Annotated in this window: 22 protein-coding genes; 12 read left to right on the top strand and 10 right to left on the bottom strand. The window is 54.6% G+C overall.

From position 1 onward, the window contains the following. Positions 1-31: 31 nt before the first annotated feature. On the bottom strand, positions 32-340 hold the full coding sequence (locus tag M6D89_RS06895) for a PilZ domain-containing protein (protein ID WP_253967285.1): 309 nt from the start codon (positions 338-340) through the stop codon (positions 32-34). A gap of 185 nt (positions 341-525) precedes the next feature. Between M6D89_RS06895 and M6D89_RS06890 the strand changes: the two genes are divergently transcribed. After that, on the top strand, positions 526-1,713 hold the full coding sequence (locus M6D89_RS06890) for a SpoIIE family protein phosphatase (RefSeq protein ID WP_253967284.1): 1,188 nt from the start codon (positions 526-528) through the stop codon (positions 1,711-1,713). Between the two features lie 2 nt (positions 1,714-1,715). Further along, a complete protein-coding gene (locus tag M6D89_RS06885; RefSeq protein WP_253967283.1) occupies positions 1,716-2,204 on the top strand; it encodes an STAS domain-containing protein in 489 nt (162 codons plus the stop codon). A gap of 28 nt (positions 2,205-2,232) precedes the next feature. Here M6D89_RS06885 and M6D89_RS06880 read toward each other — a convergent pair whose 3' ends face one another. From M6D89_RS06880 to dusA, 3 genes are all read right to left on the bottom strand, one after another. Further along, a complete protein-coding gene (locus tag M6D89_RS06880; protein ID WP_253967282.1) occupies positions 2,233-2,694 on the bottom strand; it encodes a tellurite resistance TerB family protein in 462 nt (153 codons plus the stop codon). Next, positions 2,687-3,646: a transaldolase gene (tal, locus tag M6D89_RS06875; protein ID WP_253967281.1), complete on the bottom strand. Its 960-nt coding sequence runs from the start codon at positions 3,644-3,646 to the stop codon at positions 2,687-2,689. The genes M6D89_RS06880 and tal overlap by 8 nt, the downstream gene beginning before the upstream one ends. Positions 3,647-3,895: 249 nt before the next feature. Further along, a complete protein-coding gene (dusA, locus tag M6D89_RS06870) occupies positions 3,896-4,936 on the bottom strand; it encodes a tRNA dihydrouridine(20/20a) synthase DusA (protein ID WP_336297538.1) in 1,041 nt (346 codons plus the stop codon). 657 nt (positions 4,937-5,593) lie between these two features. Here dusA and M6D89_RS06865 point away from each other — a divergent pair. Then, the gene (locus M6D89_RS06865) at positions 5,594-6,205 is read left to right on the top strand and encodes a hypothetical protein (RefSeq protein WP_253967280.1); all 612 of its coding nucleotides are present in this window, start codon (positions 5,594-5,596) and stop codon (positions 6,203-6,205) included. A gap of 124 nt (positions 6,206-6,329) precedes the next feature. Here M6D89_RS06865 and M6D89_RS06860 read toward each other — a convergent pair whose 3' ends face one another. Further along, positions 6,330-7,223 (bottom strand): EamA family transporter, encoded by an 894-nt coding sequence (locus M6D89_RS06860; protein ID WP_253967279.1) that lies wholly within the window; start codon positions 7,221-7,223, stop codon positions 6,330-6,332. Between the two features lie 38 nt (positions 7,224-7,261). Between M6D89_RS06860 and M6D89_RS06855 the strand changes: the two genes are divergently transcribed. Beyond that, entirely contained in the window at positions 7,262-7,495 is a 234-nt protein-coding gene (locus tag M6D89_RS06855) for a DUF3565 domain-containing protein (RefSeq protein ID WP_253967278.1), read from the top strand. On the opposite strand, the gene M6D89_RS06850 is transcribed toward M6D89_RS06855, so the two are convergent. The 5 genes from M6D89_RS06850 to glk form a co-directional block, all read right to left on the bottom strand. After that, the gene (locus M6D89_RS06850; protein WP_253967277.1) at positions 7,492-7,854 is read right to left on the bottom strand and encodes a hypothetical protein; all 363 of its coding nucleotides are present in this window, start codon (positions 7,852-7,854) and stop codon (positions 7,492-7,494) included. The genes M6D89_RS06855 and M6D89_RS06850 overlap by 4 nt on opposite strands. Positions 7,855-7,883: 29 nt before the next feature. Beyond that, entirely contained in the window at positions 7,884-8,297 is a 414-nt protein-coding gene (locus M6D89_RS06845; RefSeq protein WP_253967276.1) for a roadblock/LC7 domain-containing protein, read from the bottom strand. Further along, entirely contained in the window at positions 8,287-8,862 is a 576-nt protein-coding gene (locus tag M6D89_RS06840; protein WP_253967275.1) for a GTP-binding protein, read from the bottom strand. Before M6D89_RS06840 ends, M6D89_RS06845 begins: the two co-directional genes overlap by 11 nt. Beyond that, positions 8,859-9,659 carry a BLUF domain-containing protein gene (locus M6D89_RS06835; RefSeq protein ID WP_253967274.1) on the bottom strand — a complete coding sequence of 267 codons (801 nt, stop codon included), beginning with the start codon at positions 9,657-9,659 and terminating at the stop codon, positions 8,859-8,861. The genes M6D89_RS06840 and M6D89_RS06835 overlap by 4 nt, the downstream gene beginning before the upstream one ends. Before the next feature lie 196 nt (positions 9,660-9,855). Continuing rightward, the gene (glk, locus tag M6D89_RS06830; RefSeq protein WP_253967273.1) at positions 9,856-10,836 is read right to left on the bottom strand and encodes a glucokinase; all 981 of its coding nucleotides are present in this window, start codon (positions 10,834-10,836) and stop codon (positions 9,856-9,858) included. A gap of 252 nt (positions 10,837-11,088) precedes the next feature. On the opposite strand from glk, the gene M6D89_RS06825 reads away from it, so the two are divergent. From M6D89_RS06825 to cynS, 8 genes are all read left to right on the top strand, one after another. Further along, positions 11,089-13,551 carry a glycoside hydrolase family 3 protein gene (locus M6D89_RS06825; protein ID WP_253967272.1) on the top strand — a complete coding sequence of 821 codons (2,463 nt, stop codon included), beginning with the start codon at positions 11,089-11,091 and terminating at the stop codon, positions 13,549-13,551. A 190-nt stretch (positions 13,552-13,741) separates the two neighbouring features. Then, positions 13,742-15,985 carry a GTP diphosphokinase gene (gene relA, locus M6D89_RS06820; RefSeq protein WP_253967271.1) on the top strand — a complete coding sequence of 748 codons (2,244 nt, stop codon included), beginning with the start codon at positions 13,742-13,744 and terminating at the stop codon, positions 15,983-15,985. A gap of 118 nt (positions 15,986-16,103) precedes the next feature. Then, positions 16,104-16,910, top strand: a complete 807-nt coding sequence (gene mazG / locus M6D89_RS06815; RefSeq protein ID WP_253967270.1) for a nucleoside triphosphate pyrophosphohydrolase — start codon at positions 16,104-16,106, stop codon at positions 16,908-16,910. Positions 16,911-17,048: 138 nt separating this feature from the next. Further along, entirely contained in the window at positions 17,049-20,456 is a 3,408-nt protein-coding gene (locus tag M6D89_RS06810) for a CPBP family intramembrane glutamic endopeptidase (protein WP_253967269.1), read from the top strand. Next, on the top strand, positions 20,453-21,241 hold the full coding sequence (locus M6D89_RS06805; protein ID WP_253967268.1) for a penicillin-binding transpeptidase domain-containing protein: 789 nt from the start codon (positions 20,453-20,455) through the stop codon (positions 21,239-21,241). Before M6D89_RS06810 ends, M6D89_RS06805 begins: the two co-directional genes overlap by 4 nt. Next, positions 21,231-21,461, top strand: a complete 231-nt coding sequence (locus M6D89_RS06800) for a hypothetical protein (protein WP_253967267.1) — start codon at positions 21,231-21,233, stop codon at positions 21,459-21,461. The genes M6D89_RS06805 and M6D89_RS06800 overlap by 11 nt, the downstream gene beginning before the upstream one ends. Before the next feature lie 159 nt (positions 21,462-21,620). Continuing rightward, positions 21,621-21,839: a hypothetical protein gene (locus M6D89_RS06795; RefSeq protein ID WP_253967266.1), complete on the top strand. Its 219-nt coding sequence runs from the start codon at positions 21,621-21,623 to the stop codon at positions 21,837-21,839. Positions 21,840-22,006: 167 nt separating this feature from the next. Beyond that, positions 22,007-22,447, top strand: a complete 441-nt coding sequence (gene cynS, locus M6D89_RS06790) for a cyanase (protein ID WP_253967265.1) — start codon at positions 22,007-22,009, stop codon at positions 22,445-22,447. Positions 22,448-22,501 lie beyond the last annotated feature (54 nt).

Raw genomic sequence — 22,501 nt, 5'->3', positions numbered from 1 at the left:
CCCGGCCTATTGACGCGCGGGGTCTAGCTCACTAGTTAATGACTTCGGTAATCTGGAATCCGGTCGGATAGCCGGCGTCGGTTTTTTCCTCTACCCGCACAATTTTCACGATAGCCCTTAGTTGCGGGCTGTGGCCGTGCTCAGAGGTAATATTTACCTCCCACTCACTGCCCTCTACTAAGGCGGTGTCCAGCAGAACTTGCATTCCGCCTCCGCTTAGCTCGGTACAGGCGCCACTGTAAGTGCCCATATCGCCCGTCAGGGTTGCCTCTAGCGGAGCGTCGATTTTCATTCGGATAAAATCGCGTTTTTCGTGGTAGGACTTGTCAGAAATGCTCATACTCAGTTCCTGATCTTTATTGGTTTTTTCAAGAGTAGCAGCGAACGACCGTGAATACCACAGACCTTGCGTGAAGGGGTATAAGGGAGTACTGTTATGCGCCATTGTGCAAGGCCCCAGCTTTCACCGCTAAACCTATAAGTGTGATGCGGGCCACAAGCCACTATGGCATCACGGGTACAGTAATGACCGATACCAGTCACACGCTCCTCATTATCGATGACGACAAACCTGTCAGACACAGCATCGCTGCCTTTTTAGAAGACAGCGGCTATGGCGTGGTTGAGGCGGAAGATGGTCCCACCGGCTTGGCTCTCTACGCGCGCGGCGGCATAGATTTGGTGATTACCGATCTGCGAATGCCTTCTATGGACGGTTTGGCGGTACTCCAGCGTCTGCATGAGATCTCCTCGGAAATACCGGTGATTGTCATTTCCGGCGCCGGGGTGATGAGTGATGTGGTTTCGGCTCTGCGCTTGGGCGCCTGCGATTACTTAATTAAACCCATAGTGGATATGGAAGTGCTGGTCCATTCGGTGGAAAAGGCACTGGAGCGCTGTGATCTGTTGGCGCAGAATAAAAAATACCGCGAAAAGCTGGAGTTCGCCAACAAAGGGCTGCGCGAGAACTTGCGCGTTCTCGAGCGCGATCAGGTAGCCGGGCGACAAGTTCAGCGGCGTTTACTGCCCACTCCCCAGCAAACCGCCGAGGGGTATTCCATTGCCCACCATATTGCCCCATCGCTCTATTTAAGCGGTGACTTTGTCGATTATGCTCATGTGGGGCGCCGTTATCTGGCGTTCTATCTGGCGGATGTATCGGGGCACGGTGCCTCGTCGGCGTTTGTCACCATTTGGCTTAAACATTTGGTCAGCCGTATGGTGCGTGAAGAAGGGTTGTTCAGCACGGAGGAATCCTTTGAAGCCGGTACCGGGGAAATGCTGGCGGACATTAATCGCGAGATTAATGAAACCAGCCTCAATCATCATCTGACCTTTTTTGTGGGGGTTATCGATACCCATACCGGGCAAATGCGCTATGTGGTGGCCGGGCATCTGCCCATGCCTATTCTGGTGGTTGATGGCGAGGCAAAGTTTTTACCCGGCAGTGGTAAACCGGTGGGAATATTCAAAGACATCCAGTGGCAAGTGCATTCTTGCCAGCTACCCGAGCAGTTTTCTTTGGTGTGTTTCTCCGACGGTGTACTGGAAATTCTTGATGCGCCCACTTTGCAGAAAAAAGAAAGCGTTTTACTGGAATTAATGGCGCAAAAGGCGCAGAATTTAGACAGGGTGTGCGATGCTTTAGGCGTTGCCGATGTCAACGACACGCCCGACGATATCGCGATATTGACCATTACCCGAGGTTTTTAGCCATGCGACCTGGCCAGATTCTGGTTGCCGATCACGCCGGTGTTTTTGTGATAAAAATGGTGGGTGATGTTCGCCTGACCCTTTGTATTTCGTTTGATCAGTTTATCGACGATATGTTTGCCCGCGAGAATTTCAGCGGCGTATTGTTCGATTTATCCGACGCCGAAGCTATCGACAGTACGACTTTGGGCCTGATGGCGAAAATTTCTATTCTGGGTGAGGAGCGAGTCAGTGCCCGCCCGGTGATCTTATCCACCAATTCCAGTATTAATCGCATTCTCGATACCATGGGGTTTGCGGATATCTTTACCATTGTGGGCGAACTGGATAAGCCGGTCGAAGCCACCCAACCACTCGCGCCTGAAATTACCGATAACGACGAACAGATAAAGCATAAGGTCATCGAGGCTCACCGGGTATTGATGGGACTGAACCGAGAAAACCAAGAGACTTTTACCGATCTGGTCAATATGCTGGAAGGGGATCAATAACCCGCAGGTCGATCGACAAACGCGGTGTTTAGCCGCGCTCGTCTCGGGCCTGGTTACGGGCCACTAAAAAGTCGGTGTGAGATAAATAAATCAGCTCGGCCACGCGGCGAATCAGGTTCTCTTCGTACTTATCCAAGTCGCCATCGGCGTAAGCCACCTGCCACATCGATCTTACCAGTACGAACTTCTCCTCGTGGGAAAAGTGATCGTTGATCAGTTGGGTAAACTGAAACAGCGAGGTCGCATCTTCCTGCTTTTGCTGGGCGCGGGTTTGCAGTTCATCGACTTCCTCAGACGACAAGCCGTACACCTCGGCCAGAATATCTTTAAACGCTGTCAGCTCGGCGTCGTCAAACACTCGGTCGGTCGCGGCCACTTCCATTAATAGGGCAGCGGCGGCCATGTGTTTCTCATCGTCGGTCAGGGCGGCAGAGTCGCCGTCTGTCTTAGACAGACGGCTCTCAAAAAAGCGGGCGATGCGATTAAGCACTGGCCAGCTCTTTCAGCAGGTCTTCCAGCTTAACTTGGTCAATCGCGAAGTTGCGAATACCTTCGGCCAGCTTCTCGGTTGCCATGGCGTCGTCGTTCATGCCAAAGCGGAAAGAGCTTTCGGTATCGATCAGCTTGTCGATGCTTTCGCCAGTGTTGCTGGGCGACAATACGCGCTCCAACGAGCCGGTGTCTTCGTCCAGCTCTTTCAGCAACTGCGGGCTGATGGTCAAGCGGTCGCAGCCAGCCAAGGCTTCAATTTCGCCGGTGTTGCGGAAGCTTGCACCCATAACCACAGTATCGTAGTTGTGCTGCTTGTAGTAGTTGTAGATGTGACGCACAGACTTAACACCCGGATCGGTCTCAGAGGTGTAGTCTTCGCCGGTGGCTTTTTTGTACCAGTCCAGAATGCGGCCCACGAAAGGCGAGATCAAAAATACCCCGGCATCGGCACAGGCGGCGGCCTGGTTAAAACCAAACAGCAGGGTCAGGTTACAGTTGATACCTTCTTTTTCCAGCTGCTCGGCGGCGCGGATACCTTCCCAGGTTGAGGCCAGTTTGATCAGTACACGAGACTTATCAATGCCGTTTTGCTGGTACAAATCGATCAGGTGGTGGGCCTTGTCGATGCTGGCGTTGGTGTCAAAGCTCAAACGCGCGTCTACTTCGGTAGAAATACGGCCGGGTACCAGTTTCAGGATTTCGCAGCCAATGGCCACCGCCAAGTGGTCGCAAGCGTATTTCAGCTGCTCGTCCGAGCTGCCACCTTCTTTTTGCGCGGCGCTAATGCAGGCATCCAACAGAGACTTATAGCCCGGCAGTTGCGCGGCTTTAAGCAGCAAAGAGGGGTTGGTGGTGGCGTCTTGTGGCTTGTACAGTTTAATCGCTTCAATGTCGCCGGTATCGGCAACCACGTCGGTCATTTGCTTGAGTTGTTCGAGTTTACTGCTCACTGTTTGGCTCCTAAATAGTGTATTCAAAGGTACTACTCGCGTGCGGCCGTTCCGGTTGCTCTCTCTCGCAGGCTGTTGAACACCTTAGGCATGTCAGGGGTTGTTCAACACTCTGGTACGGAGCTTTGTGTTTGAGCCCGGCGCTCTCAGCCTGTCATCAGGCATGGTGGGGGGCAACTTAGGCCCTATGTGCTACCCGATAGGGTGGCCGCGGTAACCCCAAAAACCTCAGAGGCGGTATTGTAAACGTTAAAGAGGGCGGGGCAAAGCGTTTGCGTCTGGCTCCACGGCGGCCAGAGCCTGCTGAACCACTGTTAAATCCGCACCTTTCTTGTGGGCATTTTCGCTGATTATGCGGCGAAAAGCCCGTGCTCCGGGCAAACCCTGATACAAACCCAAAATATGTCGGGTCATTTGGTTGAGGCGCGTGCCGCGCTCAAGTTCCGCCTGCATATAGGGCATAAAGGCCTGCATGACCTGCAAGCGGCTGGGAGCGGGCGCCGTGTCGCCGTAAAGCGCTTGGTCCACCCCTGCGAGTAAAATGGGGTTGGCGTAAATTTCCCGCCCCAGCATCACGCCGTCTACGTCCTGAAGTAGGGTATTGCACTGCTCAAGGGTTTTAATGCCACCGTTGATGATAATCTCTAAATCCGGCCGCTCGCGCTTTATACGGGCCACCAGCTCATAATCCAGCGGCGGCACATCGCGATTTTCTTTGGGGCTTAAGCCCTGCAGCCAGGCCTTGCGGGCATGCACAATAAAGGTCGTGCAGCCGCTCTGGGCGACCGTATCGACAAAATTCATTAAACCGTCGTAGTCGTCCATATCGTCGATGCCGATACGGTGTTTTACGGTAACGGGAATCTTGACCCGTTCGGTCATGGCGCCCATGCAATCGCGCACCAGCTCGGGCTCGGCCATCAAACAGGCGCCAATGCGGCCACTTTGCACCCGATCCGACGGACAGCCGCAGTTCAGGTTGACCTCGTTATAGCCCCATTGCTCGGCCCATTCGGCACACTCGGCCAGCGCCTGGGCGTCCGATCCGCCCAGTTGCAGCGCTACCGGCTGCTCGGCCGGATCAAAGCGCAAAAAGCGCTCCCGGTCACCGAACTGCAACGCACCGGTGGTGACCATCTCGGTGTACAGCACCGCGTTTTTACTCAGCAGGCGCCAAAAATACCGACAATGGCGATCACTCCAGTCCATCATCGGGGCGGCGGTGAAGCGTCTGTTTAGTGTAATGCCCGTGTTTACTGGGCTGTGGGTTTTTTTACTGTCTGTATTCACAGTGGGTATTTTGCCGTATTTTGGGGTTCTTTAGGGTGTTTTGCGCTCTCGGTGCTAACATAGTGCAAACAAATTTTGCGTATTTGCACCGGGGGGCATGGCGTCTATTCAGCGGCGCGAGCAGTCGGGGATTGTTCGCTGGGTTGTTCAAATTCGTATCAAGCGTAAAGGGCGGGTAGTTTACTCCCAGAACAAGTCGTTTATCAAAGAGCCGGTTGCCCGGGCGTGGGCGCCGTCGGCGAAATGGACCGCAGCTACACCGACAACTAGGTTAATGTCGGCTGCGACCAAATAGCAGGCACAGAAGACAGCAGCTGGGCCGATAAAAGTGAGCGCTCGAATAACAGCGACAGCTCCGCCAACTGAGACTACCGCAGCTGGTCACAATACAGCCCGGAACTGGTAGCTATCGAATAGGTAGTGTTACGCCCCGAAAGGGACGCCATTTTTTTGTGCTCTGCAAAGTGATAATCTGCGACAAACTACAAAACATGGAGCACGGGAATGCGCAAGCTATCTGTATTTTTATTGGCGTCAATTCTATTGGCTGGCTGCCATACCACCTGGGAGGTAGATGGTACCCAAGGCCCATTCAGGTATGCCACCCCAGAAAAAGTGTCTCAGCCACCCGCCAGAAGACAGTCGCACGCTGGCGACATGATAGCTACATCGTGGCTAGTGGAGCAGCGGCCTCTTATTTATTTGAAAGAGCCTGCGAGCGTATCGGGTGAAAACCCCCGAAAGCTCGCGAAAGTAGCAAAGACCACCACAGTTCCCTACACCGTCACCGCTCGCCCTGGGGTTGGCACGCTAGTGGGGAAAGACAGCTACTACGATTATTACGAGCTCGATAGAAACCTAGACCTAGATTACACTGGCCAGCGAGGCTCAAAAGGCGGCGTTGCTATAAACCGCACCGATGTACTCGAGCCCTACCGCCTTTACTGGTACCCGGACACAACGCCCGGAAAAATCGCAACCGCGCCCGTTGAAGAATTGGTATACGAGACCGGCGGCGAAAACGGTACCCTGTTAGAGTTTGACGGCCAAGGGCGCACAATCACCTACTTGGGAATGTCAGGCGGACAGTTAAATTTCGTTTATAAAGAATATTTTAACCGAACCATCCGCAGCGCCTTCACCCAAGAATTCAGCTTTGACTATCAACCCGATAAAGAATACCGCTACAAAACCGCGCGCTTCACCGTTCACAGCGCCAATTCCAACGATATCGACTACACCGTACACAGTTATTTCGGCGACGAATAACCCTGCCCAAAGGGCGTTTGGTGCAGCTATAGTGCAAACGCCCTTTTTGATGCTTCGCGGTTTCAAATAATAAGTGAATAAAGCGGGTAGTTTAGTTGTTAAGACAATGAGGAGAAAGAGGTCTCTATGCGCGGCGAAGCTTTTCGCTACGTCGACCAGAGCAAACCCAAACCGAGAGCCCAATCAGCGCGCCGCCCAGTATCAGGCGCGGCCAGTCGGCGTCGCGGCTCCAAAACAGCACGTTCACCAATATGCCGGTTGGAATAAGCAGGTTGTTCATGGTGGCCAGCTGACCGGTATTAACTCGCTTGCTGGCCATGGCCCAGGCGAGATAGCCAAAACCCGAGGCCCCCAAACCCAGCCACATCAGTACGCCCCAGTGAGTGGCGTTGCTGGGCACTTTGCTCCAGTCGGTAAACAGAGCCACACCCAGGGCTGAGACCAAGGTGGCCCCCAAAAAGAAGCAGGCAAAAGTGTGAGCCTGATTGATGGCGTTGCCCAGGTCGAGACGCTTGTATCCCACCTGCCCGGCGGCAAAGCACAGATTGGCGGCCTGAATCAGTAAAAAGCCGGTCAGTGCATCGCTGCCGATACCCTGATAGCGAATAACCGCAGCCCCTGCCACGGCAATGGCCGAGCCCAGCCACCAGCGCGCGGGCAGGTGCTGCCGGCGCAGTATTAGCTCGTCGATTAATGTGATCCACAGCGGGGTAAATATGGTAAACAGCAGCACCTCGGCGACGCTGATATAGCTAAACGCGTGGTACAAAAACTGATAGGTAACCCCCACCTGAACGGCGCCTATGCCCGTAAGCGCGGCCAGGGTTTTAAAAGGTGTTTGCTTGGGGCGAAAAAAGGGTAGGAATACCGCCAGTGCCAGGCCCACTCGAATAAGCACGGCCAGGTAGCTGTCGACCTGGCCGCTTAAATACACTCCGATAAGCGAAAAGCTAAACGCCCAGATTACGGTAACCAAGGTTAAAACGCCGATGGCGGGAATTCTATTCAGTAGTAACATAGGGTATTCGGATACGAAAAGAGCGCTAAGTTTACCAGATGAAGCAAGCCATAGTGGGGTACCACAAAGACGCTGAAGACCACTGGGTGGCCGAGCTGACCTGTGGCCACAATCAGCACGTGCGGCACAAACCGCCCTGGGTAGTGCGCCATTGGGTGACCACCGAAATGGGGCGAGCGGCGATGTGGGGGTATAAACTTGACTGTAAGTTGTGTGAAAGTCGCGAAGGCAAAGAGCCGGTGGCGCTAAGCGACACCGGCGTCAGGCGTTAAACCTGTTTTAACGCTTTTTCCAGGTCGTTGGTTTTGCGGCGCGCCAGCGCCAGATTAGAGTTCTTTTTATCCAGCACCAGATAAATAAACAGTCCCTCGTTGGAAGTACTGGGTCGGATAATATGCAGCTGGGTGTCCAGGGTGATGAGAATGTCTTCAATCCCGCCGTCGATTCCCAAACTTTTCATGGTTTTAAGTTTGGCTTTTACCACCTCACTGTTACCGGCCGCAGCAAGTTCCAGATCAACCCCAGAGCCTTCCGATGCCAGCAGCATGCCTGTAGTAAAGTCCACAATGGCGCAACCGAGGGCGCCGTCTATTTCCATTAAGCCGTTAGTGACTTCTTTTAAATTGCTCATTGTTTTCTCCTGTACAAGAACAAAATTGCCTAAACCGAGGCAATGTCGGGTTTGTTAGACAGCTGGTGAATTTCTTTGGCCATTCGGGTAATTAGCAACCTTAGGCTGGCAATGTTGAGTGTTTGGGTCGCGGACATAACCAACACATAGTTGTCACCCTCTAGCTCTAAATCCACGAAGGCTACATTGCCTTGTTCTGCTTCAATAAACGTTACTTTGAAGCGTTTGGCCAAAATTTGTCGGGTAACCGCGTTGCTAACCGAATGCAGTGTGCTGGCCGCGGCGGCCAGGCTGTCTTGCTCAATACTGTGGTTAGCGCGGTTGAAGGTTTGTACCGGGAAGCCGTCTGTGGTTGCCAGCGAGATAACCTCAATAGCATCGTTCTCGGCGTAGCGATTCATCAGTCGCGAAAGCTGTTCGGAGTGTTCGGGGTTAAACGACATTGTGTTCTTCCTGCGAGAGGTCTAAATCCGGTTGGTTTAAGGCATCGAATAACTGCAACAGTCCCAGAGACGATTCCGCATCCCGGGTATCCACACAGACCACCGGTGCCGTTAAGCTGAATTCGTCTAAAGCGAACTGGAGGATGTCTAAAAACAAGTTGAGCTGTTCGTCGTCTTCGGCCAAATCCGCATGGCTTAATCCCACGACGACTGGCACACCGGTTTCGGCGGGGCGAAAGTGTTCCAGTATTTCGGCGATGGATTTAACGTTTAGCTCGTCGTTGTATTTGACTAACAGCAGCAGCCCCCAGAGTTCGGTGTTCACCATATCCCACAACAGGCTAAAGCGTTTTTGCCCCGGCAGACCGTATAGCCCCAACGCAATGTCTGGGGTTAATGCAAGCCGGCCATAGTCAATACCCACAGTGGTAAACTCTTTGCCAATATCCACACTGGATTTGGCCTCGGTCATAAAGGGCGAAATTTCGCTGATGGTGTGAATCAGTTGGGTTTTACCCGCGCCTACCTCCCCGACAATGGCGAGCTTTTGGTAGATCCCGGTCATGATTTACTCCCACCTTTGGCTCGGCGCTGGGCAATAAAATGGCGCAGTGCCTGGCTAAATGAATGCTGGTTTTTGGCCGCCGGTCTTACCGCGGTTTGGATGGGGCGAGCGGGTGTGGCTTGAGCTTGGGGGGTAATCTGCAAAGCATTGACGTTGTGTAGCTGCAATAAGCGCCGATCCAGCTCGTCATTTTGGGAAAATAAGTTAAGCCCTTTAAGTCGGTCGTAGGCGACGGTTTTGTGAATCAACAATGGGCATATTTTCATTAGCCCCGCATCCATTCTCAGGGCGGTGGGGCGGGGCCACGACTTCATCGAGAGCAGTGAGTTGGTAAATACCGGTGCGGCACTGTCATTCATAACCGGGGGTTTCTCCTCGCGCTGCAAGGACATCAATTTTTCGTAGCGCAGACGATCAAGCGGGGAGCCGAGTTTTAGTTTTTGCTCTAAAAGGCGGTGTACTTTTGTTAGGTAGTCGCGGTGGGCTTCGCAGTTATCGTGAATCAGTTTTAAGTTCCAGCGGGTAAATTTTGTCTCGCTTATGTCCTGGTTAACGATAACGCTAAACTGCTGGATGCGTGGGTCCCGGTTACTGCGATAAATGACCTGGGCTAATTCGTTGCCAGCGCCCTCAAAAATGTTTAGCAGAGTGTCTTGATAAACAATAAACACACCCACAATGGCGTGTTCTTTGTTGTAGCGGCGTGCGGCGTCGAAAATTTCAAACACCTGTTCGGAGTAACTCTTACCGCCATCGGGCGGCACCAATGTGCTTAAACATGCAATGCGTTTTGCCAAAACCCTATATTCCTTTAATGACGTCGGTATTTTCAACGTGGCATTAAAATCTTAGTAGAGCTTGGGTTTGAGGCAAGCGGGTATCTATGCCGTTTTTTAATAAAAAAGGGGCGAAAGGCGTAAAAGGTTTTAATAAACGGATTTTTGTGGAAAGCGGTGCCAGAAAGGCCGCCCGGAGAATTCCGGGCGGGAAGAATTACGATTGCAGTGCCTGGGTGGTATCCACTAACCAGGCCGCTGTGCCAATTAATGCCGCCTTGTCATTGGTGACCATATGCACAGGAATATCTTCCACATAGCCGCGCATAACGCCTTTGTTTAAGTAGCGTTTTATAAAATCGGTTTGCGGTAAGTAGTGGGCAATTTTAGGCACAATACCGCCGCCCAAATAAATACCCCCCATGGCACCCCAGCTTAAGGCTTTGTCGCCGGCAACGCCGCCTAAAATAGCGCAGAAGGTTTGCACCGCTTCTTCGCACAATGCCTCTTTGTGTTTAATGCCGCGCTCACTCACGTCGGCCGGGGAGAGATCTTCCGCGTCTACGCCCTTAAGGGCGGCGAGCGATTTATAAATAGACACTAAGCCTTGGCCTGAAAGCAAATGCTCGATGGAAACATGCTCGTGCTGTTTGCGCATCTCTTGCAAAATACCAATTTCGGTATCGGTGGTGGGGGCAAAGCTGCAGTGGCCGCCTTCGGTGGGGATGATTTTCCAGCCGGTAGAAATCGGGGCGAGCAGCGCGGCACCAAAACCGGTTCCCGGGCCCATAACGCCAATCGGGGCGTAGGGGTTGGCCTCGGTATCGTACAAGGTGGCGATGTCTTGCGCTTGTAGGTGCGGGGCGGCGTAGGCGAGGGCGGAGTAATCGTTAATCACATCCAGCGCCTGCATGTTCAGCTCGTCGCGCAAACGCGAGATGGAGAATTCCCAGTTGAGGTTGGTGACCTTGACGTGGCCGTCTTGAATGGGGCCGGCGATAGCCAAACAGGCAAACTTGGGCATAGGTACACCCGCCTGTTTGACATAATCGCGAATCATGTCGGCAAGAGTGGCGTAATTAGCGCTGGGCAAGCTGATTTGTTGTTCGGCGTTATAGCCCTTGGTGTGACTGCAGGCGTTAACCAGGCCAAAGCGGCCATTGGTGCCGCCGATATCGGCAACCAGAATAATACTCATGGGGGTGCTTCTCCTCGCGCAGATTTAGCGTTATATATTACTTATACGACAGCAAATTGCCCAGCAATGGCCATGTTATCGATACAAAAGGCCTGGCAGTCTAGTTTGAATTGACAGCGCTGTCAATAATGGTGTAGTTTGCGCCGCAATTCGCTATGCTTACGCCTGATATTTAGGCGCTTACCTTATAAAAATGCCCAACGATAAATATAGCGACGACAAAACCCTGACAGACACCTTCGGAGGTAAATTGTGCCTTGGCCCAAAGTCACCAGTGTGGTTGCGCCCGACCCCGCTATAGAAGAGAAAGTTGAAGCAATCCTTGCGCAAATGAGCGTAGAGGAAAAAGTTGGGCAGATGATTCAGCCTGAGATCAAAGAGGTAACGCCTCAGGATATTAAAGACTACCACATAGGTTCGGTATTAAATGGCGGCGGCTCTGTGCCCAACAATGATCGCTATGCCAAAGCATCCGATTGGGTAGCGTTAGCCGATAGTTTCTTCGAAGCGGCCGCCGATTGCGCCGATGGCAAAGTCTATGTGCCCATGATGTGGGGCACCGATGCCGTGCACGGTGTCGGTAATGTGGTGGGCGCGACCTTGTTTCCCCACAATATTGCGCTGGGTGCGACTGGCAACCCCGAGTTGATTCGCCAGATTGGTGAAGTCACGGCGCGCGAAATTGCCGCCATTGGTATTGACTGGGACTTTTCTCCCACCGTCGCGGTAGTGCGCGATGACCGCTGGGGCCGCACCTACGAATCCTACTCCGAAGACCCGCAAATTGTGCGCGACTACGCCGCCAAAATGGTCGAGGGTCTGCAGGGCGCGGGCGATAGCAGCGAGTTTTTAAATACCGAGCATGTGATCGCGACGGCCAAACATTTTATTGGCGACGGCGGCACCATCAACGGTATTGATCGCGGCGACTGTGTCGATGACGAGCAAGTGCTTTGCGACATTCACGGCGCCGGTTATATCAGCGCTATTGAGGCAGGTGTGCAGAGCGTGATGGCTTCGTTCAACAGCTGGCACGGCGAAAAGCTGCACGGCCACAAGCATTTGTTAACCACCGTATTAAAAGACACCATGGGTTTCGACGGCCTGGTGGTGGGCGACTGGAATGGCCACGGCTTTATTGAAGGCGCCAGCGTATTGGATTGTCCTCAGGCCATTAACGCCGGCCTGGATATTTTTATGGTGCCGGACCCGGACTGGAAAGTGCTGTTCCAAAATACCGTGGAGCAAATTAACAGCGGCATCATTTCCTCAGAGCGCGCCGACGATGCGGTGCGCCGTATTTTGCGGGTTAAGCTGCGCGCCGGTTTATTCGAGCGCGAAAAACCTTCCCAGCGTCCATTAGCCGGTCGCGATGAAATAATCGGCTCGCCCGAGCACCGCGCGGTGGCGCGCCAGGCGGTGCGAGAATCGCTGGTGATGCTGAAAAACAAGAACAATGTGTTGCCTTTAAACCCCCAGCAAAAAGTACTGGTGGCGGGCGACGGCGCCGATAACTTGTCCAAACAGGCGGGCGGTTGGTCCGTGACTTGGCAGGGTACAGGTACTACCCGAGACGATTTTCCGGGCTCGACCAGTGTGCTGGACGGCATTCGCGATGCGGTAGATGGCGCGGGGGGCAGCCTCGAGGTAAAAGAAGACGGCAACTACAGTGTTAAGCCGGATGTCGCCATTGTGGTGTGGGGCGAGGGGCCTTACGCCGAGATGCAGGGCGATGTGCAAAACCTGCTGTACAAAGAATCCGCCGGGCGCGACTGGGCTTTGCTGAAAAAGCTTCAGGCCGAGGGTATTCCGGTGGTATCGCTGTTTATGACCGGCCGGCCGCTGTGGGTCAATCGCGAACTGAACGCCTCGGACGCGTTTGTGGTGATCTGGCAGCCGGGCACCGAAGGCGCTGGTGTGGGCGATGTTCTGTTCACCAACGCCGAAGGCAAGGCGGCGCACCCCATTAAAGGCAAGCTGACTTTTTCGTGGCCGCGTACCCCAGATCAGGGGCCGCTCAACGTGGGCGACGCCGACTACGACCCGCTGTTCCCCTACGGCTATGGTTTGGCCTATGGCGAGAGCGATACTCTGGGCGACGATTTGCCGGAGGAGTATGACGCAAGCTTTGAAGCCAGCGATGAAATGCAGGTGTTTAATATGCGCCCGGTCGAGCCGTTTAGCATTGTGCTTGAGGGCTGCAAAAACGACCGCACCGCCTTAAGCGGCAACAGCGCCGAGACCACCAGTATTACCGTCAGTTGCGTGGATCGCCATGTACAGGAGGACGCTCGCCGCGCCCTCTGGAATGGTGCCGGTGAGGGCATGGTGGCCCTGTCCACCCGCGACCGTCAGGTAATGGTGGATTACTTGGAAAACGACGGCGCCCTGGTTTTTGAGCTGAAAGTCGACCTGGCCCCCACCGATGCGGTGGTGCTGCGCCTGGGCTGCGGCCCCAACAGCAACTCCGATTTGGATATCACCGATACCATCGCCGCCTTGGTCGGGCAGGGTTGGAGCCGAGTGATTGTGCCCCTGCACCTGTTCCCCGATGTAGGCTCGGATTTCGGTCTGGTGTTGCCCCCCGAGGAGTTCTTTTACCGGGTGCTCGAGCCTTTCACTCTGGTAACGGCCGGGCAGCTGGATTTGCGTTTCTCGTTTGTTCAGGTGCAAAAGCACACGGCGGGTAAGGCAATAGAGGTAAGTGCCTGTTAACATCCGTTGGAAATTAGCCCGTCGCACCGTCGGCGGGCTTGATTAACCCCCGCAAATGACTACCATAGCCGCCTCAAAGGAGTTCGGCGCCTGAGAACTTTTGTCGTTTATGCGTGTCTTACGCGCGTTACGGATGCCCGCCAGGGTATAACAAAAAATCAGCGCCACACGCAGTGCAAGCGAAAACACTATGGTCAAAGTCCGCCAAGATCACCCCATTGCCGCAGACGGCAGTGTCGATATCGATGCCTGGTTGCAGCGCCTGGAAGGGATTGAGCAGCAAAGCTCTGCCACCCTCGCCGAAGTAAAGCGCGCCTGCGAACTCTGCCAGAGCGTGGATATTCTGCCCAGCACCGACCCCCACAGCTGGGGCGAGGGAACCAGCTGCTTTCGCATTGGCCTGGAAATGGCCGAAATTCTCGCCGATTTACAGCTCGACCAGGACACCTTGGTGGCGGCCGTACTCTATCGCGCCGTGCGTGAAGGCAAGCTCGCTCTCACCGGCGTCGAGGCCCAGTTTGGCGAAACCGTGGCCAAGCTCATCAAAGGTGTGCTGCGCATGGCGGCCATCAGCTATCAGCGCAACGAATCCGACGAGAAAGTCTTTGGCAAGCAATCCGAAGAGCAGGCCGACAATATCCGCAAAATGCTGGTGGCGATGGTGGACGATGTTCGCGTCGCCCTGGTTAAGCTGGCCGAGCGCACTTGCGCCATTCGGGCCGTCAAAACTGCCAGCCCCGCGCGCCGCCGTCAGGTGTCGCGCGAAGTCTCCGATGTATACGCACCCCTGGCCCACCGCTTGGGTATCGGGCATATCAAATGGGAGCTGGAAGACCTCTCTTTTCGCTATCTGGAGCCCGCCGATTACAAGCGCATCGCCTCACTATTGGATGAGCGCCGCATCGCCCGGCAGGAGTACATCGACAATGTGCTTGAGCTGTTGCGCAGTGAGCTAAAAACCGCCCATATTGACGGCGAGGTAAATGGTCGGGCCAAACACATTTACAGTATCTGGCGCAAAATGCGCAGAAAGGGTATCGGCTTTTCCCAGGTGTACGATATTCGCGCCGTACGTATTCTGGTGCCCAGCGTGCGCGATTGCTATACCGTGCTGGGTATTGTGCACAGCCTGTGGCGCAATATCCCCCACGAGTTTGATGACTATATCGCCTCGCCCAAAGAGAACGGCTACCGTTCGCTCCACACGGCGGTGATCGGCCCGGACAATAAAGTGCTGGAAATTCAGGTGCGCACTTACGCCATGCACGACGAAGCCGAGCTGGGCGTATGTGCCCATTGGCGCTACAAGGGCACCGACACAGATGCCGTCCAAGACGGCTACGAGCAGAAAATATCCTGGCTGCGCCAGGTGCTTGAATGGCACGACGAGCTGGGCGGCGACAGCGAACAGCTGCAAAACGATCTTAAAGCCTTTGATCAAGATCGCATCTACGTGTTTACCCCGGAAGGACATGTGGTGGATTTACCTAAAACCGCCACGCCCTTGGATTTTGCCTACCGCATTCATACCGATGTTGGCCACCGCTGTCGCGGCGCCAAGGTGAACGGGCGCATTGTGCCGCTTAACTACCACCTGAATACCGCCGATCAGGTAGAAATTCTAACCGGCAAGCGCGAAGCGCCCAGCCGCGACTGGTTATCGCCGGCGCTCGGCTACGTCAACACCGCCCGCGCCCGCGCCAAGGTGCAGCACTGGTTTAAGGTGCAGGCCCGCGACGACAATATCGCCGAGGGGCAGGCGCTGCTGGATCGTGAATTTAAACGCCTGGCGCTGCTGGATTTAGACTTTGAAGCGCTGGCGAAAAAGCTCAATATGCAGACCCTGGACGATCTGTACGCGGCCGTGGGCGCCAGCGATATCGGTGTGGGCCAGGTGCTAAACGCCGCCCAGAGGCTTGTGGATAAAGAGCAACCCAAAGAGCCGGTTATTCCGTTTAAAGCTCGCTCGCCCAAGCGCAAAAAAGACTCGGATGTGTACATTGAAGGCGTGGGCAACCTGCTCACTCAAATCGCCAGCTGCTGTAACCCGGTACCCGGCGATGCCATTACCGGCTACATCACCCTGGGGCGCGGCGTATCCATTCACCGCGCCGATTGCAGCAATATTCTCCAGCTGCAATCCGACGAACCCGAGCGCATTATCAAAGTCGATTGGGGCCACAAACCGCAAAGCAGCTACTCAGTGGACGTCATGATCGAAGCCTACGACCGCTCCGGCCTGCTGCGCGACATTACCTCACTGCTGGATCACGAGCGCATCAACATCAGCGCCATGCAAACCCTATCGGACAAACAGAAAAACTCGGTGGATATGTTAATCACCGTCGAGATTCGCGGCTTTGATGAGTTGAGCCGGGTTTTAACGCGGTTAAATCAATTGCCGAATATTGCGTCGGCCCGGAGGAAGTTGTAATTAAAGTCAGACGTCTGATGCCTGACGTCTGACGTCTCAGTTGTGCCAATCTTCAGGCTTTTGCGTCTGACCTCAGACGTCCGACATCCGACGTTCCCCAAAAACAGGATACCAATCCATGCCCACTCCAACCTACACCCTCAACGACTTAATCTACCTCATGCAACGCCTACGCGATCCGGTGGATGGTTGCCCCTGGGATGTAAAGCAAACCTACGAGACGATTGTGCCCTCGACGATTGAAGAGGCCTACGAGGTGGCGGATGCGATTGAGCGCGGCGATTTGGATCACCTGAAAGAAGAGTTGGGTGATTTATTGTTTCAGGTGATTTTTTACAGCCAGTTTGGCGCCGAACAAAAGCGCTTTGATTTTCACGAGGTGGTGGACACCTTGGTGAGCAAGCTGGTGCGGCGCCACCCGCATGTGTTTCCCAGCGAAAATTTGCGCGAGCGCTATGGCGATCAGCCCGCCGATGAAACAGCCATTAAACAGCGCTGGGAAGATATCAAACAAGAAGAGCGTGAGGCCAAGGGCGTGCGCGGTACTTTGGATGATGTACCGCTTAATCTGCCCGCGTTAACGCGGGCGGCTAAATTGCAAAAACGCGCGGCTCGCACGGGTTTTGACTGGGACGATGTGCAGGGCCCGATCGCTAAGGTGCGCGAGGAGTTGCAAGAAGTGGAGCAAGCGCTGGCCAGCGGCGATATGAACGAAGTCGAGGCAGAAATAGGCGACCTGCTGTTTGCAGTGGTTAATATCAGCCGCACATTAAAACAAGATCCGGAGCGCTCTCTGCGTTTGGCCAATCAGAAGTTTGAACGGCGCTTTCGCTACATCGAAGGGCATGCGCCCATTTCAGTTGACGCGCTGTCGCTGGCGGATATGGACGATCTTTGGGAGCGGGCGAAAAAAGAGGGGCTGTAAGCGCGACGCGGCTCGAACAGGGGCACTCTGCCCGACCCCGTATATTGTTAACCCCGTCCCGAGCACGTAAAATCACGCGCGGCGCATTAGATTGCCGCTTTGGATAATAGAAAATAAAAAAGACAACGCGAGGACGCTATGTTTAAGGATGACGCAAACGGATTTTTATATTCACCCAAGGTGTGGATGCTGGGCCTGTTACTATCGCTGGCTGGCGCTGTGGGTGCGATTGCGTTCTTGGCCAAGCAGGTGCCGGCACTGGATGTGGATATTTCCTTTTCTCAGTCCCAGGCCGTTTCTGCGACCGAAACACTTCGGGCCAATCGTTTTCCCTCGCTCGAGGTGACCCGTCAGGCGAGTGATTTCGGACGCGACCGCCATTTGCAGAACTATGTCGAGCTAGAAGGCGGTGGTTTAGAGGCCTTTCGCTCGATTCTCCATAACCCTAATTTTGCCCCTTACGCCTGGAATGCGCGGCTGTTTAAACCCGGCCAGCAGGAAGAGTTTCGGGCCTCGTTTACGCCCACAGGCGAGCCCTTAAGCTTTCGCTATGAAATGCCGCAACACGTAGAAGGCGCGGCGTTAGAGGAGGAGGTAGCGCGCGCCTTGGCGCAGAACCAGGCGCGCGAGTTTTTGGGCAGTCGTTTCGATCAATATCAGCCGCTTGAGATGGACAGCTCAACCCAGCCTAACGGCCGGGTCGATTACACCTTTACCTACAAGCACTCATCGCTGGTGGTGGGCGAGGCGCATCCGCGTATCGAGCTAGAAGTCAAAGGCGATACCCTGGTGCGGGTTCATCCCTACAATCACATACCCGAGGCGTTTAACTTGCGCTTTGCAAAAATGCGCGAGCTGAACCAGCTAATTTCGCAGTTTTCGTCGTTGTCGATGGTGCTGTTTTTGGTTGTCGGTGGTTTAATTCCCGGCGCCATTTGGTTGGTGCGCAAGCATCAACTTAAGTGGTGGGCGGGCGCCAAGTTAGCGCTGGTGGTCGCGGCCGGGGGCGCCGCAGCTCACCTCTCGGGGCTGCCGCTTATGTGGATGGGCTATGCCACCACCGATACGGCCGCCAATTTTTTGCAAAAGATTTTTCTCGATGTCGGTATTGGCTTTGTGGCATCACTGGCCATGTTGGCCACCTTGTTTGCCGTGGCCGAGGGTTTGACTCGACAGGCGTTTGCCAACCAGCCTCGGTTGTTCTCGGCTTTTAAAGTCGGCAGTGCGTCGTCTTACCAAATTTTAGGTCGAGTCGGCGGCGGCTATATCTGGACGGGCTTTTTCCTCTTGTACGCCGTGGGTTTTATTATGCTGATGCAGGCGCTGGGTGGCTGGAGCCCCCGGGAGATAGGCGCCGATCCCAATGTACTGGCCAATTGGCGTCCCGCTTTGCCGCCGATTTTTCAGGCGTTAAGCGCCGGCACCTGGGAAGAGTGTCTGTTCCGCGCCATTCCGTTATCCGGTGCGGTGCTGCTGGGGCGCCACTTTGGTAGGGTTAAGCTTTTTGTGGCCATAACTTTGGTGTTGCAGGCGGTGGTGTTTGCCGGGGCCCACGCCAACTATCCGCAGCTGCCGGGCTACAGTCGCTTAGTGGAGTTATTTATTCCCGCCCTGGTGTTTGGTCTGGTGTTTTTACGCTTTGGCTTGATTCCCTGTATCGCCGCGCACTTTCTCTACGACTTGGTACTAATGAGCAGCCCATTGTTTGTCGCCCAGGGCGAGGGGCTGTGGCTGGATCGGCTGTTGGTGATTGCTGCGGGTTTACTGCCTTTGGGATTTTGCCTGTGGGGCAGAGTCAAAGCGGGCGCCTGGCAGAGGTTGCCGGATGCCGCCTACAACCATTTTCAAGCCGATGAACCCCGCCCAGCGGCACGCGTTCATCCCGAAATTTCTCAAGCAAGCACGGGCAGGGCGTGGCATTTTCCCCAGCACTATGCCTGGGGGCTTTTGGCGGTGGGTGTGGTGTTAATGGCAGCGGCGATATTGGTGCAGCGCCCATCACCACTAACGCCTTTTACCGCCGATCGCGTATCGGTACTGGAGCGCGCCGATCAGGTAATGGCCGAACAAGGCGTAACAGAGCAGGCGGGTTGGTTGCGGGCCGCGAGAATCGAAGACGGCGGCCACGAGGCCAAGCGCTATGTGTGGTACGAAGCCTCGGATGCCGAGCAGGGCCGACCGGAATTTCATCAGCTTCTGGGGCGCTACCTGGAGCAGCCCAATTGGGCGGTGACTTATCGCAAATTCAGCGGCCCGGTCGAGCAGCGTCAGGAAAGCTGGACGGTGTGGATGACCCCCGCCGCCGAGGTCATTTTTGTGTCCCACGAGCTGCCCGAAGCGGCTACGGGGGCCTCGCTAAGTCAGCCCGAAGTGCTGCAGCTGGCCCGGCAGCGTATTCAGAGCTTGGGCTGGACCCACCCCGATCAGTTAGAGCTAATCTCGGCCCAGCAAAGCGAGCGTGAATCACGCACCGACTGGACCATTACCTTTGCCGACCGCGAGGCGTTTGCCCACGACGATGCTTACGCCCAAATCTGGCTTAAGTACGCGGGCGACCAGCTTGTGGGGCAGGCTCGGGGCGTTCATGTGCCCGAGGCCCATCAGCGCGAAACGGCGCAAAAATCCGCCGCCAAAACGCCCTGGAAAGTCGTTAGTGTGGTCTGCGCAGTCGCCCTGATTATTCTGGCGCTATTCGGGTTTTTCTACCGCCGGCCTAATAGGGGGACGTTTTTATTCAAGGCGCCGTTATTTTGGTGTACGGCGCTGGCTTTGGTGTTTTTCTTAAATACTTTCTTCTGGCGACACCAAACCATACTGGGTTTTCAGACCACCATATCGCTGCAAGGGCAGTGGTGGGGCATGTGGATTGGCGTGGGTATTGGCGCGGTATTGTTTGGTGCGATTATGCTGGTGGTATTACAGCCGATTTTTAATGTCCGCCCCGCACAGCGTCACATAACCCGCGACTTACTCTGGGGGTTAGCGGTTGCCTGTGTGTTAGTGGGAGCCAATCAGCTGTTGTGGCGCTATCTGCCCGTGCCGGATATTCCGGTGCTTAACACGGGACAGTGGGCCAGCAGTAACCCGGCACTGGCGTCAATCGTCGGGTCTATTAACAGCGTTTTAATGGCACTGCCTTTTATCAGTCTGTGTATCGGCATCGGGCATTTCTTGCGCGGGCGCTGGCAGCTGGGGGTGGTTACCGTTCTGGCGCTTGTTTGGGCTGTCACCCAAGCGCTGTCGGGTTGGCACTTTAGCGCCGATGTGATTCATAACCTCGTGGTTGTATGGTTCGTTGCCGGAGCCGTCTACCTTGCCCGCTATCGCGAGCTTGGCGTGATTCTCGCGGCGGTAGGGTTTTATTTTGCCCTGGCGCCTTTAAACAGTGCGGTGCATGCGCAGTACCCGGGGGCAACTCTGTTTGGATTACTGGCAGCGATATTTGGGCTGGCCGTAACCGCCGCTTTGGTGTGGCACTGGTACAGTCGCTCTCAAGCTGCGGCAAGTAACCAGTCGCCAGATCGCAATGAAGAGCCTGCGCAATGAAGCTTTATTGGCTGTTTTGTTCTTTACTGGTAGCAGCTTCGCCCGCGTTTAGCGCAAGTGAAAAAACCTGCGGCGTGGACTCTCGCTGCACGGTGGTTATCTGGCACGAGTCCGAGGGCCGGGCGCAGATTGACAATATCGATCGCGCCTCGGCTCGCTACTCGCCTTTCTCCACTTATAAAATTCCCAACACGGTGATTATGCTGGAGACTGGTGTCGTGGATTCCACCGACCAACCGCTCGATTACAGCCGGGATGATTATCCACCGCAGGATTGGTGGCCAGATTCGTGGCAGCAAACGCCTATGACCTTGGCCCAGGCCCTGCAGCATTCCGCTGTACCTATTTACCGAACTCTGTCCCGTAAAGTGGGCCCCAAGCGCATGCAGGCGTGGGTGGATATTTTCGACTACGGAAACCGGGATATTAGTTCAGGGGTTGATGGTTTTTGGCTAAACGGAAGTTTGCAGATTTCTGCGCAAGAGCAAATTCAATTTTTGCGGCGTTTGTTTGCCAACCCCGGGCCAGTGTCAAAATCTGCGCTCGATACTCTTAGCCACATAATGCTGGTTGAGTCGGCGCCGGGTTATCAGCTGTACGCCAAGACAGGGGCTGGGTATATCGAGCAATCCCAAGCCTTGGGTTGGTACGTCGGGTGGCTGGACAATAGCGATGGGAGGCACTATTTTGCCATTAACGTCTCCGCCGACTCTTTTGCTGAGGTTCAGCGCGAGAGACTGCGTATCGCTAACCAATACCTGGATGAATTTAAACATGCACCGTAAAGCCCTGGCGTTTATCGAAGCGGGTAAATGGGACCAAGCTCATCGACTGGTTCAAGATGAAGGGGACAAACTTTCCTGCCTGATACACGCCTACCTGCATCGCGAAGAGGGCGATATGCCCAACGCCGCTTACTGGTATCGCCGCGCCGGTGAAACCCTGCCCGATAATTCTTTGCCCGAGGAATTAGCACGGTTGCAGTCACTTTGTAATGGCCAGTAAGAAACTGGTATTCGATACGGCGGCGACCTATTACCAAAAGTATTGCCTTCGAGCTCGCACGCGAATCAGCCGACCCTAAGGTCACACCGCCCGATGACTGCGCCGAGTTAACCTTAAGGGCACCTCTATTAATCCAGAGGCAACTCTGGATTAATAGAGGTGCCCTTAATCGGACAGGCGCACTTTGAACGCCGAATTGAATACAGCGCCGACCAGTACATTGGTTTGCTCAACACTTTTTCCGATCACGTGGCCTTGGGAGATGAGAGGCTAGAGCGGTTATGTTTGGGTATACATCAGTTGATTAACCGGCGCTTTAACGGTTGGGTACAAAAAGACTTAACCACCGAGGTATATCTGTATCAGGCTTCCTGTTAGGAGGTGTGCATCTATCTGGTGCAAGCTTTTTGCTGTTGCTCTTGTTTTGAACTCTCTTGGTCGGGGAAAACGGCTCAAGGCGGTGCAAGGCCGTCCCGAGCTTGCTTGGCCCGTCCTTTGCTCTGAAGAGGTAGGTTCAATTGATATTAATCTTATAGGAGCAAACAATGGATAAACAAGCAATGACCGACGCGCTGGTAAGCGCCAAAGCCGCGAAAGGGTTAACCTGGGAAACCATGGCCTCTGACATTGGCGTGTCGCCAGTGTGGCTGGCCTCGGCCTGTTTGGGAATGAACAGCTCGCCCGCCGATACGGCCAAGAAAATCACTGACTATTTAGAGTTGGGCGAGGATGTCGCAAAAGCGCTCGAGGCTTTTCCTACCAAAATCTGGGATCAGGCCGTGCCCACCGATCCGCTTATCTACCGTCTGTACGAAGTGGTTGGCGTTTACGGTGAAACGCTGAAGGAAGTGATTCAGGAAAAGTTCGGCGATGGCATTATGAGCGCGATTGATTTTTCCATGGAAGTGGACAAAGTTGAAGACCCGAAAGGCGACCGCGTATTGCTGACCTTAAACGGTAAGTTTTTGCCCTACAAAACCTGGTAAGTGCGAAATGCTTTAAATCCTTTAACGCGCGTGAGAACCCACTAAAGCGTGCGT

Origin of the sequence: Gilvimarinus xylanilyticus (genome assembly GCF_024195295.1) — a bacterium.
In the GTDB taxonomy this organism is placed as follows: Bacteria; Pseudomonadota; Gammaproteobacteria; order Pseudomonadales; family Cellvibrionaceae; genus Gilvimarinus; species Gilvimarinus xylanilyticus.
This window is presented reverse-complemented; position numbering and strand designations above follow the sequence as displayed.

Bases quoted from the DNA above. Each gene is read 5' to 3' on its own strand.
- M6D89_RS06895 (WP_253967285.1), bottom strand. From the start codon at position 340: ATGAGCATTTCTGACAAGTCCTACCACGAAAAACGCGATTTTATCCGA.
- M6D89_RS06885 (WP_253967283.1), top strand. From the start codon at position 1,716: ATGCGACCTGGCCAGATTCTGGTTGCCGATCACGCCGGTGTTTTTGTG.
- M6D89_RS06860 (WP_253967279.1), bottom strand. From the start codon at position 7,223: ATGTTACTACTGAATAGAATTCCCGCCATCGGCGTTTTAACCTTGGTT.
- M6D89_RS06850 (WP_253967277.1), bottom strand. From the start codon at position 7,854: ATGAGCAATTTAAAAGAAGTCACTAACGGCTTAATGGAAATAGACGGC.
- M6D89_RS06845 (WP_253967276.1), bottom strand. From the start codon at position 8,297: ATGTCGTTTAACCCCGAACACTCCGAACAGCTTTCGCGACTGATGAAT.
- relA (WP_253967271.1), top strand. From the start codon at position 13,742: ATGGTCAAAGTCCGCCAAGATCACCCCATTGCCGCAGACGGCAGTGTC.
- M6D89_RS06855 (WP_253967278.1), top strand. From the start codon at position 7,262: ATGAAGCAAGCCATAGTGGGGTACCACAAAGACGCTGAAGACCACTGG.
- M6D89_RS06810 (WP_253967269.1), top strand. From the start codon at position 17,049: ATGTTTAAGGATGACGCAAACGGATTTTTATATTCACCCAAGGTGTGG.
- M6D89_RS06865 (WP_253967280.1), top strand. From the start codon at position 5,594: ATGATAGCTACATCGTGGCTAGTGGAGCAGCGGCCTCTTATTTATTTG.
- glk (WP_253967273.1), bottom strand. From the start codon at position 10,836: ATGAGTATTATTCTGGTTGCCGATATCGGCGGCACCAATGGCCGCTTT.
- M6D89_RS06890 (WP_253967284.1), top strand. From the start codon at position 526: ATGACCGATACCAGTCACACGCTCCTCATTATCGATGACGACAAACCT.
- M6D89_RS06800 (WP_253967267.1), top strand. From the start codon at position 21,231: ATGCACCGTAAAGCCCTGGCGTTTATCGAAGCGGGTAAATGGGACCAA.
- cynS (WP_253967265.1), top strand. From the start codon at position 22,007: ATGGATAAACAAGCAATGACCGACGCGCTGGTAAGCGCCAAAGCCGCG.
- mazG (WP_253967270.1), top strand. From the start codon at position 16,104: ATGCCCACTCCAACCTACACCCTCAACGACTTAATCTACCTCATGCAA.
- M6D89_RS06840 (WP_253967275.1), bottom strand. From the start codon at position 8,862: ATGACCGGGATCTACCAAAAGCTCGCCATTGTCGGGGAGGTAGGCGCG.
- M6D89_RS06805 (WP_253967268.1), top strand. From the start codon at position 20,453: ATGAAGCTTTATTGGCTGTTTTGTTCTTTACTGGTAGCAGCTTCGCCC.